Annotated in this window: 12 protein-coding genes and 1 pseudogene; 11 read left to right on the top strand and 2 right to left on the bottom strand. The window is 56.8% G+C overall.

The annotated features are described in order from the left end of the window. Nucleotides 1–262: 262 nt before the first annotated feature. The 3 genes from tnpA (at nucleotide 263) to tnpC (ending at nucleotide 2684) form a co-directional block, all read left to right on the top strand. A complete protein-coding gene (gene tnpA / locus K3555_RS23340) occupies nucleotides 263–700 on the top strand; it encodes an IS66-like element accessory protein TnpA (RefSeq protein ID WP_260005214.1) in 438 nt (145 codons plus the stop codon). Beyond that, nucleotides 697–1050: an IS66 family insertion sequence element accessory protein TnpB gene (gene tnpB / locus K3555_RS23345; RefSeq protein WP_260005213.1), complete on the top strand. Its 354-nt coding sequence runs from the start codon at nucleotides 697–699 to the stop codon at nucleotides 1048–1050. Before tnpA ends, tnpB begins: the two co-directional genes overlap by 4 nt. Before the next feature lie 68 nt (nucleotides 1051–1118). Continuing rightward, nucleotides 1119–2684, top strand: coding sequence for an IS66 family transposase (gene tnpC, locus K3555_RS23350; RefSeq protein WP_260005211.1), 1566 nt, complete (start codon nucleotides 1119–1121; stop codon nucleotides 2682–2684). Nucleotides 2685–2700: 16 nt separating this feature from the next. Here the strand turns inward: tnpC and K3555_RS23355 are convergent. After that, nucleotides 2701–3407, bottom strand: a pseudogene (locus K3555_RS23355) (IS30 family transposase); the annotation flags it as partial. Nucleotides 3408–3888: 481 nt separating this feature from the next. After that, nucleotides 3889–5322, bottom strand: a complete 1434-nt coding sequence (locus tag K3555_RS23360; RefSeq protein ID WP_260009232.1) for an FAD-binding oxidoreductase — start codon at nucleotides 5320–5322, stop codon at nucleotides 3889–3891. 580 nt (nucleotides 5323–5902) lie between these two features. On the opposite strand from K3555_RS23360, the gene dctP reads away from it, so the two are divergent. From dctP to K3555_RS23400, 8 genes are all read left to right on the top strand, one after another. Further along, nucleotides 5903–6901, top strand: a complete 999-nt coding sequence (gene dctP / locus K3555_RS23365) for a TRAP transporter substrate-binding protein DctP (protein ID WP_260009234.1) — start codon at nucleotides 5903–5905, stop codon at nucleotides 6899–6901. 69 nt (nucleotides 6902–6970) lie between these two features. Beyond that, entirely contained in the window at nucleotides 6971–7549 is a 579-nt protein-coding gene (locus tag K3555_RS23370) for a TRAP transporter small permease (protein WP_076618360.1), read from the top strand. Continuing rightward, complete coding sequence (locus K3555_RS23375; RefSeq protein WP_102853809.1) at nucleotides 7546–8835, top strand: TRAP transporter large permease; 1290 nt, start codon at nucleotides 7546–7548, stop codon at nucleotides 8833–8835. Before K3555_RS23370 ends, K3555_RS23375 begins: the two co-directional genes overlap by 4 nt. A gap of 37 nt (nucleotides 8836–8872) precedes the next feature. Then, nucleotides 8873–9073, top strand: a complete 201-nt coding sequence (locus tag K3555_RS23380) for a hypothetical protein (RefSeq protein WP_260009237.1) — start codon at nucleotides 8873–8875, stop codon at nucleotides 9071–9073. 552 nt (nucleotides 9074–9625) lie between these two features. Continuing rightward, the gene (locus tag K3555_RS23385) at nucleotides 9626–10747 is read left to right on the top strand and encodes a Xaa-Pro peptidase family protein (RefSeq protein WP_260009239.1); all 1122 of its coding nucleotides are present in this window, start codon (nucleotides 9626–9628) and stop codon (nucleotides 10745–10747) included. A gap of 38 nt (nucleotides 10748–10785) precedes the next feature. Next, on the top strand, nucleotides 10786–11784 hold the full coding sequence (locus K3555_RS23390) for a TRAP transporter substrate-binding protein (protein ID WP_260009240.1): 999 nt from the start codon (nucleotides 10786–10788) through the stop codon (nucleotides 11782–11784). Nucleotides 11785–11838: 54 nt separating this feature from the next. After that, nucleotides 11839–12333 (top strand): TRAP transporter small permease, encoded by a 495-nt coding sequence (locus K3555_RS23395; RefSeq protein WP_076618349.1) that lies wholly within the window; start codon nucleotides 11839–11841, stop codon nucleotides 12331–12333. A gap of 2 nt (nucleotides 12334–12335) precedes the next feature. Further along, nucleotides 12336–13646, top strand: coding sequence for a TRAP transporter large permease (locus K3555_RS23400; protein ID WP_260009241.1), 1311 nt, complete (start codon nucleotides 12336–12338; stop codon nucleotides 13644–13646). The last annotated feature ends 1 nt before the right edge of the window (nucleotide 13647 follow it).

Below are 13647 nucleotides of genomic sequence, written 5' to 3' on the forward strand. Positions count from 1 at the left end.
AGTGTCTCCAGCCACCTACGGGGAGCAAGGTTTATCAGCCCGCAGACTACAAATTCCGAAGGGCTGAAAAGCCTTGCGAAGAAGTTGGACGAACGGCCTGTTGAGCCCATGTGTGACATTGCTGTTTTGCGTGTGAACTCACGCTGAAGCGCAATTTCGGATATGTCGTTTTTTTCGTAAGCGCTTCGTCGATCCCCTCCTGCCGCGCTGACGCTGGCTGTGCGAGTCCTGCTGTCGAAGTGAGACAGGATAGGACGGCAAAATGGACGTCTCTTTAGACGGCTCAACGGATGGCTACGCGGGCAGGATGGAAGTTTTTGAAGGACGGTCGGGCCGGCGTTTCCGAAGCGAGGCTGAGCGGGCGCGGATCGCTGTGGAAAGCATGGTGCCCGGAACAAAGGTTGCTGATGTTGCGCGGCGGCACGCGGTGACCCGCTGGCAGGTCTATGATTGGCGCAAGAAGCTGATGGCCGGCGCGCTGGCTCTGCCCGCAGAGACGGCTGCCGAACCGATGTTCGCGGCGCTTGTTGTGGAGCCGAAGCCGGCGCGACCTGAGCCCAGCCCGAAACGGCGCGGCGGCGCGGCTAAGTCCAGCAGGATCGAGATGGTGGTGGACGGCGTGACCCTGCGGGTGCCGCCGGACATCGGCGAAGCGCATTTGACCCGGATGATCCGCGCGATCCGGGCGGCAACACAATGATCTCGCCGGCTGGTGGGCTGCGCATCTACGTAGCCACGCGCCCGACGGATTTCCGGAAGGGCATAGACGGCCTGGCGCTGCTGGTTCAGGAGACGATGGGACTCGACCCGTTCAGCGGCGCGGCTTTCGTATTCCGCGCCAAACGGGCCGACCGCATCAAGGTCCTGGTCTGGGACCAGACCGGTATCGTGCTGGTCCACAAGCGCCTGGAAGGCGCGAAGTTCGTCTGGCCCAAGGCACAGGACGGTGTGATGAAGATGTCTCCCGCGCAGTTCTCGGCTCTGTTCGAGGGGCTCGACTGGCGGCTTGTCCGCCCCGAGCGCGTGCGGCGGCCGGAACTGGCAGGATAGCTGCGGCTGAGTGACTCAGCCTTGTTTTGACGGTGGTGGCAATCTCGCCCATGTGCTTGATCGCAGCCATGACCGACACCGCCCTGGCCGAAGAAAACGCCCGTCTGAAGGCCCGCCTCGCCGAGACCGAGGCGGCGCTGGCGGATGCGGTTGAGGCCCAGAAACGGCTGGAGAGCATTGTCAGCGAGCTGCGCCGGGAGACGTTCGGGCGGAAATCCGAAAAGCTCGATCCGGAGCAGTTCAATCTGCCGCTTGAAGATGTGGAACTGGCACAGGGCGTGCTGGAAGCGGCGCAGGAGAAGGCGCGGCGCGCGCTGAAGGGGCAAGGCGTTGCCGAGAGCGGCCCGCCGAACCGCAACCGCGGGCATCTCCCAAAGCATCTGCCCCGCGTGGAGCGGATCATCGAGCCACAGAGCACGTTGTGCCCCTGCGGATGCGGCGAGATGGCCAGGATCGGCGAGGATGTTTCCGAACGGCTGGACGTTGTGCCCGCCCAGCTCCGCGTGCTGGTCACACGGCGCCCCAAATATGCCTGCCGCCGCTGTTCCGGCGCGGTGGTCCAGGCGCATGCGCCGGAACATGTCGTGCCCGGCGGCCTGCCCACCGAAGCGCTGATCGCACAGGTCATGGTGGCCAAGTTCGGCGACCACCTTCCATTTTACCGCCAAGCGGAAATCTACACTCGGCAAGGGATCACGCTGGACCGGGCGACGCTTGGCAATTGGGTGGGGCGCGCCTGTTTCCACCTGCGCCCCATTGCAGATCACCTGAAGGAGCGGCTGAAGGGCGCGGACCGGGTATTCATGGATGAAACCCGCGCGCCGGTACTCGATCCTGGGCGGCGAAAAACGAAGACCGGCTATTTTTGGGCCATCGTTGCCGATGACCGGGGCCATGGCGGTGCCGACCCGCCCGTGGTGATGTTCCACTACGCGCCCGGCCGGGGCGCCGTGCATGCGCTCCGTTTCCTCGAGGGCTATCGCGGGCAATTCGTGCAATGCGACGGCTATGAAGCCTATGATAAGCTCACCAAGGTCGACCGGGCCGAGGGCCCATGGATGCTCGTCCATTGCTGGACGCATGTGCGCCGGCGCTTTGTGAAGCGGCTCGAAAAGGGCGGCTCACCGATTGCAGAGGAAGCTCTGCGCCAGATTGCCGAGCTCTATGCCGTCGAGAAATCCGTGCGCGGCCTGCCTGCTGAAGCCCGGCTTGCCGCCCGGCGCGCACTCTCCGCGCCGGTCATCGCGGCCTTCAGGCCCTGGCTCGAGGCGCAGCTGTCGCGCATTCCGCGTTCGTCCAAGCTTGCCGAGGACATCCGCTACACCCTGACGCGTTGGCCCGGACTGACGCGGTTCCTGGAAGATGGCCGTCTGGAACTGGACACCAACCCGGTCGAGAACCAGATCAGGAAAATTGCTCTAACACGGAAAAATGCGCTCTTCGCCGGGCATGAGGTTGGTGCTGAAAACTGGGCATTGCTCGCCAGCCTGATCGCGAACTGCAAAATGTGCGACGTCGATCCGGTCAGCTACCTCTCCGACACGCTGCGCGCGTTGCTCGACGGTCATCCCAAAAGCCGCATCGACGACCTTATGCCCTGGAACTTCTCTCTCTCGTCAAGCCGCGCCGTGTAGGGGGGCGCCGAAGCGCTTACTTTTTTTCCAATCGGTTCTGAATTTCTACAAGCTTGCCCTCGAAGACCCCGGCGGGTGTCCGATAGCCAAGGCACTTGCGGGGCGTGGAATTGAGGCGGTTCAAATCGACTTCAAATATCGATTTGTCAGCGCCGCCGGTTGGGTTGATCTTGGGAGGTATTTGCGCAGCCTGTTGTTGGTGTTTTCGACTGTGCCTTTCTGCCAGGGAGCCTGGGGGGCGCAGAACCAACTGTCGGCTCCGATACCATCCTTCAGGCGCTGCCAAGCTGAGAACCCGGTGCCGCGGTCGAAGGTGATCGACTGGCGTGCATCGGCGGGCAGGGGAGCCAGCCCGTTGATCAGAGCTTCCATGATTGGCTTCGAATGACGATCTTCATTGCGCATGACGACGGTGTAACGGCTGACGCGCTCAACCAGAGATGTGACGTTGATCTTTCCATGTTCCTTGCGGAACATCATCAGGTCGCATTCCCAATGGCCGGATTCAGTGCGCTCCGGGACACGCTCAGGCCTGCGTGACAGGCTTTGGCTGTCGAAGATCCGGGTGCGATGATGCCGCCGGCACCCGCGCGGCCGGCGGCGTTTGCGATGCTCGGGCAGGTGCCGGTAGAACGCTTCGGCGCGGCCATCTTTGGAATAGGCGAAACGGTAAATCGTCTCATGGCTCACGCGGATCGGGTGGCGCTCCAAGCGCATACGGCCGTCGCTGTCGGATCACCTAATTGCTGAGACTGCGGTTGCAACAAAATCAAGTGCTTAGTGTTATTAATTTCTGAGACTCGGGAATTTGCAAGTTTCCGGCTGAATATAGGTCAGCAACCCTTCGTTTAACACGCAGCGAAGCTCAGCAACGAGCCCGAAACTACGAAATGCTGCACTAGACAGTAACGGGAAGGAAGCGCGTAAAGCCGCCATTGGCCAAAGCAAGTTCAAAGCAAAGGAGACGCCCACCGATCGTAGAAAAAGCCGATTCGCCTCCCCTTAAACCGGTCGTTCGAAGATGATGCAGTAGTTTAGGAAATGAATGTATGGATCAGACCGAATTCTCACGTCTTCTGTACTAGTGGCGTCCCTCTCAGAGATAGGCGGCCGACATATCTCAAGTGCCAATTATTGGACTGTGTGGCTTACATTTTCGTACACACAGCCCGATAAAGTTACCCATTTTCGTCGAAAAGCAGCTTTACTTCAAATGAGTACCTGTGTGACCACTAACCACTTTGCCTGGGTTCATGACCCTTAGAGGGTCAAAGGCATTCTTCAATGCGTTCATGAATTGCCGTTTGATCGGGTCTCCATAGATTTGATCAAGTGGCAGCTTGTCCTGCCCAAGTCCGTATTCAGCGCTGAATGAGCCGTCGAGTTTTGCGACGAGGTCATAAATGCAGGGAGAAACCTTTGCACTCACTTCATCGAGGTAGGCTGGAGACTCGGCACCTTCCGGAGCAAGCACGTTGAAGTGTACATTGCCATCCCCAACATGGCCGTAAACAGAAAGGCGGGCTCCCTGCCCGTACCGATGGACGAGATCGGAGCCAAGTTCAATGAACCTGGCCATATCAGAGATACGAACAGAAACATCATGCTTCACTGAGCCGCCGTTGAGCACTTCACCTTCGGGGATGTGTTCACGCAGGTTCCAAAAGTCCTGCCTTTGCTGTTCGCTTGTTGCAATGACACCGTCAACGATTGTTTCGCCGGACATTCCATCCTCAAAAAACGCTTCGATGGCCTGGTCGAGGCCCAGAACCGGGGAGGACGATGCGGCCTCGATCAGCACAAAATGTTCGGAAGGAGTTTGAATGGGGCGGCGCAATTCAGGTTTGCTGGCAAAGAGAAGGTCGAGAGATGCACCAGAGATGTATTCAAACGACGTGACCGCCTCACCTGTATACCGCTGAGCTTTTGCCAAGAGCGGCATCAAATCACTGATCTCATTGATCGCCAGAAAGGCAGTGACGCGACTCGCCGCGGGCAAAAACAGACGCAAAGAGGCTCCTGTAACGATACCGAGCGAGCCTTCAGCGCCAATCAGAAGCTGGTGCAACGCATACCCTCGATTGTCCTTCCGCAGCGGGGACAGGTTGCTGAGCACTTGGCCATCCGGCAGCACGACCTCGAGGCCCAGAACCAGGTCCCGGGTAATCCCGTAGCGAACTGCCGAAACCCCTCCGGCATTTGTCGAAATGTTCCCGCCAATTTGGCACGATTGCTGAGAGCCAAGCGACAAGGGGAACATCAAGTTCTCCTGTTCCGCCGCTTCATGGATCTCAGAGAGAATGCAACCCGCATCAACAGTGATCGAGAGGTTGTCGGCATCCATCTCCCGGATCTTGTTCATGCGCTGCAAGCTGATCAGCAGTTGCTGGCCGCTTTCGTCCGGGGTCGCGCCGCCGCAATATCCTGTGTTGCCGCCGACCGGGACAAGGGCGACGCTGTGCAGATTGCAAAGTTTGACAATTGAGGCCACTTCCTCTGTCGAACGGGGTCGCAGCAGTGCCGGGCTTTCGCCGGTATACTTCTTCCGGAAGTCAGTTGTGTAACCGTTGATTATGTCTTTGTCGTTCACCACGATCTCTGCCGGCAGCTCCGCCAGCACTTGTTCATATGGAGTCATCACGCACCCTCTTGTGTTTGATCGGCATGGTAATGGGCGCTCGCTTCATGAAATTTTGTTTTCCTGTCCGGAAAAGGCATTCTGTGCCGCCTTGGCAGAAGTTTGGGCCATCAAACTGTTTGCCGTCTCATAGATCGCTGAACGAACGCCCCGCCAAGATCACGAGATGCAGGCACCAAGCCGCAACCCGCCAAAGGCAGGCCGTAAGTAAAAAAATGAGCGTTAGAATCGACAAACTGACGGCAAGCGGCGCAGCGCAAAAGATGGCACTGAAGGACCTGATTAAGCCCACAGATTCTGCCGTTTCACTGCAGCCTTCAGCATAATCAGGATTTGCCGTGCTCCTACTCTGATTGAACCAAAGAGGAGGAGGGGAACCTTTGGTGATGCCGGAAACACCACAGTTTTATGACCCTGCGGACACAGGCGATTGGCTGGCGGTGGTCTCGGCAAGCTCGCCCGCAAAACGCTGCAGACCTTGTTCGCTCTGCTGACGCTCTCACAGCAGAGCACGACGAGGACGCGCGCGGGAACACCCTACGACCACGAAAACCTTCGGTCATGAGGAGAGATACTGAAGATGAAAACATTCCTGAAATATCTGGCAGCTGGATCTGTTGCATTGCAGCTTGCCGCGCCCGCATTTGCCGCCGATATGCGGCTGAAGTTTGCCGGAGTCTTCCCGGTAGATCACCAGGGTTCCAAAATGATGGAACAGGTTAAAGCAGACATTGAGGCCGCAGATGTAGGCCTAAAGATTTCGGTGTTCCCGGCCAACCAGCTTGGGTCCGGCGAAGCACTGCTGGAAGATGTTGCCCGCGGGAACATCGATTTCGCTGCTGCCTTCCTCTATGCAGACACCGACCCGCGTCTTGAAATCCTATCCATGCCGTTTCTCGTGAGCGACTGGGACGAAATGAATTCTGTCATGCGCGACCTGGATTCCGAGTTCAACACCATCATTCAGGAAACCCTTTCTGACCATGGCATCCGCCTGCTCGGTCAGAACCCCGAAGGTTTTGTCGGCATCGTGGCCACTGAAGAACCGGCCAACTGGAACAACTTCGACGCCAAAAACATGAACATTCGTGTTTGGTCCTCAAATGTCGTGAAGTCGATGGTCGAGACCCTGGGCTACCAAGCGACAACCATGTCTTGGGGCGACATCTTCCCTGCAATCCAATCTGGCATTGTTGATGGCGCAATCTGCTGCACGAAGACAGCAACTTACTCGATCTTTGCAAAGAGCGACGTGGGTTCGCATTTCGTCCAGTACAATTCGATCCCCGAGAACACCTCCTACTACGTTTCGGAAAAGACCTGGGAAGAGCTGAACGAAGCGCAGCGTGATGTCGTGCAAACGGCCTTCACCAAGGCTTCGGATGACTTCTTCGCTTACAACCGTGAAAACGATGCGGTCTTCGAGCAGAAGCTGGTCGAAAGCGGCTACACCATTCTGAAGTTGTCCCCGGAAGAGCAGGAGGCCATGGCCAGCAAGGTACGCACCGAAATCTGGCCCATGCTTGAAGACAGCGTCGGTAAGGATAACATCGATCGCCTTCTGTCCAGCCTGAACTAAAACACTGAAAACACAAGAAGGGCCGGCCGTCACAGGTCGGCCCAAGTGTATGCATACAGGGGGAAATCTATGGCGCATATAGCCGAGATATTACCAAAGGGTATCGCAACGCCTCTTCAGGGCTCCCTGAGGATGATGCGCTGGATCGTGATCCTCAGCGGATTTCTGATGTCAGTCACGTTTTTTCTGGTCGTGATCATCAGATATGGTTTCAACGGTGATCTGTTCGCCTATGAGGAATGGCTGCTGACAGCCTGTTTCTGGGGGTTCTTTGCTGGATCAGCTTTGGCCTCCGAACGCGGACACCACATCAATGCAGACATCCTCGGGATCATTATCACAAACCCCAGGCTGCGATGGTGGCGCCGACTGATCGTGCTGACCATTGAATTGGTGGTGACCGCGGCCATTCTCTACTGGGGGTATCTGATGCTGGCCGAGGAACTGGCCAAATACCCGATCTGGAAAACCACCCCGGCCCTGAAGATCCCATACTTCGCTTGGCGGGTCTCAATCTTCCTTGGCTTCTTCTTCATGACGATTTTTGCCGCGGCGTATCTCTACGCGCACATCAGAGGCATCGAAATTGACTACGGGGACGACACGGACGCCGAAGACATGAACAAGAAAGAGGAGGCTGATCAATGATCATTGCAGGCAGTCTGGTCATTATCTGCGGCATGCTGCTGCTGGGTGTTAGCGTTTATGTGGCATTTGGTGCGGTTCTTCTTTTCCTTGCGGCCATGGGAGGGCACGAAGTTTCGGGCTACCTGCCGTCGGGTTCGACGAAACTGCGCTCCCTGGTTCTGCTGGCGATCCCTCTCTTTATGATTGCCGGGACAATCATGGAGCGCGGCAAAATCGCGGCTCCGCTTGTCAGCCTTGCCGAACTGTTCATCGGCCACCTGAAAGGCGGGTTGAGCGCAGCAACCGTTCTGGCATGCGGGATTTTCGGATCCATTTCCGGTGCCGCCAATGCGACGCTGACCTGTATCGGCAGCATCATGATGCCGCATCTTCGCCGCGCGAATTACCCCGAAGGGCAATCGGCCGCGCTGATCGTATGCGCAAGCCCCTTGGGCCTTCTGATCCCGCCCAGCGGAAACCATATTCTCTATGGCTGGGTGGCGCAGCAATCGGTGCTCAAGTGCTTTCTGTCGACAGTCGTCCCTGCGCTTATTCTGATAACTCTGCTTATCGCTGTGAACCAGTTCATGCTGCGCAAATATGATGATATCGAATTGCTGGAGCGCCCGCAGGAATTTGGCATCGCATTCCGGCAAAAGGCGACTCTGGCCTTTCCAGCTTTGCTGATGCCGCTCATCATTCTGGGGGGCATCTACGGCGGTATCATGACACCGACAGAAGCCGCCGGCGTTGCGGTCGTCTACGCTATTCCTGTGGCAATCTATGTCTACCGCGGCCTGACTTGGCGGGCTCTGGTTGAAGCGCTGACGGATTCAGGTGTGATCATCGGCGTCGTCATGGTGATGATCTTCATGGTGCTTATCGTTAGCAAATTCCTGATCTTTGAGGATATCCCGAACATCGCAAAGGATCTGGTCTACTCTGTGTCAGACAACCCGATTGTGATCCTGCTGATGGTCAACCTGGTCATGATCCTGATCGGTATGCTGATGGACGACATCTCTGGCCTGCTGCTGTCGACACCGATCCTGCTGCCGATTGTGCAGGGTGTCGGAATGGACCCGATCCATTTTGCCGCTGTGCTGGGGGTCAACCTTGGAATGGCGAACATTACACCGCCTACTGCCCCCTTGCTGTACCTCGGCGCGAAAATCACCAAGACGCCAGTTTCCAGCATGTTGCTGCCGACGCTGATTTTCATCATATTTGCGTGGCTTCCAACCCTGGCTCTGACGACATTTGTTCCGGAGATCGCTCTTTGGTTGCCCGAGCTGCTTTTGGGGTGATCCCAAAATCCGGTTCTTCCGCAGCTGGAACTGAGTTTTGAAGAAAGAACAGGCCGCACCTTCGCAGGTGCGGCCTGTTTGTCTTCTCCGCCTTAAGCCTCTGCCATTGACGGCAGCGATTCCCGAAAACGCTTTTTTAAGTTCAGGAGTGCTTCAAATCGCCCCTGACGGAGAGCAACAGCAGAATTTGCTTCCTGCCAACGCCGCAGCAGCACAAAATTCCGCCAAAGGAGAGTGATGCGAAATTCACTCTCCCAAGGCATGCGCAGCTGGCATACCGGGGATGATGACTTGGTGGTTTATTGAGCAAAAGCAGTGTCTTAAAAGTTATCTCAAGCTCAACAACAGAGCTTGCCAACATCATTCACAGGAGACGAAAATGACCAAAGACTTCAAGAACACGGTGGAACTTTTCGGGTTTGTTGCAACTGGCCTCGCCGTCATCGGAGCAATGGTTGTCGCTTCGCTGGCATGAGTTCTTCCGCGGAGTGTACCAGCACTGAAATTCCAAAACATATCTTTTGAAAGCCGGCCTAACCGCCGGCTTTCATCGTTTTGGAGAAACAAGTTTTGGCACGAACGAGCCAAACTTACACTTAAGCCTTAGACTAAGGCAGAGTTCGGTCACGAGCTGCCAATTTCTCCGCCCGCCGGGGGAAACAGATCATGCTGGCAGCCGCTGCCCCCAAAGCATCCTATGCTGAATCCCGGCCGAGAAGAGCAGAAAACGCCGGGCAGAACAGGCCTCAATAAAGAAACAGTCGGTCCTGATTGTTAGTTGAGGAAGACCATGCTCGAACACCAAACCCGCTTCTCCGCTCTCGAAAAGAAAATCAAGAAGGCAGGCCTGGACGCCTTTCTGATTTCGACGAAAGACAGCATCTTTTACTTCACTGGTTTCCGCTACGAACCCTTTGAACGCCCCTTCTTCATTGTCGTCCGTCCGGGTAACCAACCGGTCTTTCTGACACCCCGGATCGAAGCCGAAAACATGGCGACCATCGCTGTGCCGCACCAGATCGTCGAATACATCGACTACCCCGCACCGGCCGGCGGCAGCTACATCGAAGCGCTGCAATCTGTGTTGCCTGCCGATGAAAACATCGGTGTCGAAATGTCGATCACCGGTGAATTGCTGGTGGCGCTGTCCAGCTGGTCGCCTCAGGTCCTGCCTTATGTCGAACAGCTCCGCATGGTCAAAAGCCCTTACGAGGTTGCTGCCATCCGTAAGGCGGCGAAGTATTCAGACCGTGGCCTGAAGCTAGCGATGGATTTGGCCTGCCACGGTGGCCGTATTGCGGACACCGACAAGGCGAACAGCCTGTTGCGAGAGGAAATCGCGCAACAAGAAGGGTATCTTGACCCTTATATTTCAAACATTTGGCAGGGCATTTGGTCCGCTCCCTTCAGTGCCCAGCCGCACCGCTTTCCAGAGCCCTCGGACACCCTGATAGAAGGGCCGAATGTCGGTCTCTCTTTCCTGCGTGTGAATGGGTATTCTGCGGAAACTGAACGCACCTTCTTTGTGACCTCTCCCCGCAAAGAAGATGCCGAAGTTTTCAACATCATGGTCGAAGCCGGAAAGATTGGCTTCGCAGCTTTGCGCCCAGGCGTCAGCTGCCACGATGTCGACCACAAGGTGATGGAGTTTCTTCGCGCCGAGGGCTTTGGGAACAATCTCCTGCATCGCACTGGCCATGGGATCGGCATGGGAGGTCACGAAGGCCCCTGGGTTGCCGAAGGCAGTGACGACGTCCTGCAGGAGAACATGGTGATCAGCATCGAGCCAGGCATCTACTGGCGCGGCCAGGGCGGGTTCCGCCACTCGGACACCGTTCTGATCACCAATGACGGCTACGAGATGCTGACCGACATGCCCCATGACATTGCGTCAATGACACTGGGCAGCTGACGTCCAAATCCAAACCAAACCAACAAGGAGAACCCAAAATGAAACACATGCTTCTCGCAAGCGTGGCGGCACTTTCGTTCGCTGTCACCGGCGCCGCAGTAAATGCGGCTGATGTCACCCTGAACCTTTCCAACGAGTATTCGGCCACGTCCATCCATGGGGTTGGCGATGCGCGCTTTGCCTCATTGGTCGCCGAAAAGACCGGCGGGTCCGTCGAGGTCGTGGTCCATTACGGCGGTGCCTTGGGCTACAAGTCGGCTGATCACTTTGACGCCGTCGGCGAGGGAGCCCTGGAAATCGCCGACACCTACGGCGGCGCGCTTGGCGGCATTGATCCGCTGTTCCTGATCTCTTCGCTGCCTTTCTTCGTGACCACAGTGGAAGAGGCCGAATTGCTCTACAAGGTAGCTGAACCCGAGTTCAAAAAGGTCTTTGAAGAAAACGACCAGATCCTGCTCTACGCCTCTCCCTGGCCGCCGTCAGGCATCTGGGCCACTGATGCGAAGAACTCGACCGATGCATTGGCGGGACTGAAAATCCGCACCTATGACAAAAACGGCACCACTGCTCTGAACGAACTGGGCGCAGCCGCGGTTCGCTTGTCCTGGGCCGACGTTGTTCCTTCGATCTCGACCGGCGCAATTGATGCGGTCCTGACATCTGCCGAGGGCGGGGTTTCAGGCAGCTTCTGGGAACACTTCACCACGTTCACCGAGATCTACAACTATGCGATCCCTCTGAATTTCGTCCACATTTCGAAAAGCACCTTCGATGGTCTCAGCGCAGAGCAGCAGGCTGCCGTCCTCGAAGCCGCCGCCGAAACCCGTGATCAGAACTGGGCTGCGATCCCGGATCGTCTTGCCGCAACCTACGGTCAGCTGGCTGAAAACAAAGTGTCTGTGGTCACATCGGACAACGACACCTACCGGACCGCCCTGCAAGCCGCCGGCAAAGCTGCACTGAACGACTGGCTGGAGACCACCGGCGCCCGGGGGCAAGCCCTGATCGACGCCTTCAATGCAGCGAAAACTCAATAACACCCCACAAATCGGTGGCGTCTCCTGAAGCCACCGACGATCCCGGAGAATACCATGCGACTTCTTCTGCGTGCGATTGATGCTGTGTCCTATTGCGCCCTGATTTGCGCGGCTGCCATTCTCATCTACGCCGTTTCACACATCCTGCTGGAAACCGTCATGAGGACTTTGTTCGATACCTCGACCCATGTCCTGGATGAGTTCATTGGCTTTGCGGTTCTGTCGATCACCTTCCTATCGCTGTCCTGGACACTGCGGGACGGAGGCATGATCCAGGTAAACTTGCTTACACTCAGGCTCCCGCGCAGAATTAAGCAAGCGGTCGAATTCATCGTGGCTGCCTGCGCAACTGGTCTGGGGGCCTACTTCTGCACATTCCTGTGGCGCAACTTGATCAAGAACTGGAAGCGCGGCGCAGTCAGCGAAAGCGTGGCCGAAGTCCCATTGTGGATACCGGATGCCATTGTCTTTGCCGGCGCTTGCCTGCTGGTGCTGCAACTATCGGCCCTTGCCATCCGCCCATTTATTCCAAAGACACAGGAGGGCTAATCATGGACCCCGTTACAACAGCACTCGCCGTTTTCATTCTGATGCTCGCTGTTTTGGCGACTGGTATGTGGGTATTTCTTGCTCTCGCCACCGCTGCGGCAGTTTCGCTGTTCGCCTTCATGGGCTTCCCGCCCGACAAGATCGGAGCAATTGCCAGCCGGATCATTGTGCGAAGCGCCTCCTCCTGGGAACTTGCCGCTGTTCCAATGTTCATCTGGATGGGAGAAATCATGTTCCGGACGGATATTTCCGAACGGCTCTACAAAGGTCTCTCTCCGCTCGTATCAAAAATCCCTGGAGGGTTGCTGCATACCAATGTTTTGGGATCAGCTCTCTTTGCCGCCGTTTCCGGATCCAGCGCGGCGACGACTGCCACTGTCGGCCGGATCACCACGAGTGAGTTGAACCAACGCGGGTATTCCCAAAGCCTTGCGCTTGGCTCCCTCGCTGGTGCCGGCAGCCTTGGGCTTCTCATTCCGCCATCCATTGTCCTGATCATCTACGGAGTTCTGGCCGAGGTCTCGATTGCAAAGCTGTTCATCGCAGGTGTGGTTCCCGGCCTCATGATCGCAGCATTTTATGCGGCCTATCTGGCCGCAAGATGCGCAATTACACCAGCACTTGCACCCAAGGACATAATCAGCAAGGAAGACGCCCGGCCAAGTGCTATTCTGGGCAACCTTGCTCCGGTTTTTGGCCTTATCCTTGTGGTTATTGGGTCAATCTACACCGGATGGGCCACGCCGTCCGAAGCAGCAGCCATCGGTGTCTTTGCCGCACTCTGTTTCGCGGCATTCAGCCGGCAATTGTCGCGCGCCATGCTGGCGGAGTCGCTGATCAATGCGCTCAAAACCTCTTGCATGGTCTGTTCAATCCTGATGTGCGCAGCCTTTCTGTCGTCCGCCATCGGCTACATGCACATCCCGCGCAATATCGCCGTAGCGATCGATGCTCTGAACCTGTCCCCTTATGTGCTGATTGCTTCTCTGGCGATCTTCTACATTCTGCTCGGGTTTTTCCTGGATGGCATTTCGATCATCGTGATGAGCCTGCCGATCACTTTGCCTGTCGTCGTCGCCGCTGGGTTCGACCCGATCTGGTACGGTATTTTTCTGGTTATCATGATCGAGCTGGGCCAGATGACACCGCCTGTTGGATTTAATCTGTTTGTCATTCAGGGCTTCTCCGGTGTGCCGATCCACAAGGTGGCGGTCTATGCGATACCTTTCTTCCTTTTGATGTGTTTCGCCGTGCTGCTGATGGTCGTCTTTCCGCAAATTGCGCTTTGGCTTCCAGCCTATCTGGCAGGCTAAG

The sequence above is a fragment of the Leisingera sp. M527 genome (assembly GCF_025141525.1).
GTDB lineage: Bacteria > Pseudomonadota > Alphaproteobacteria > Rhodobacterales > Rhodobacteraceae > Leisingera.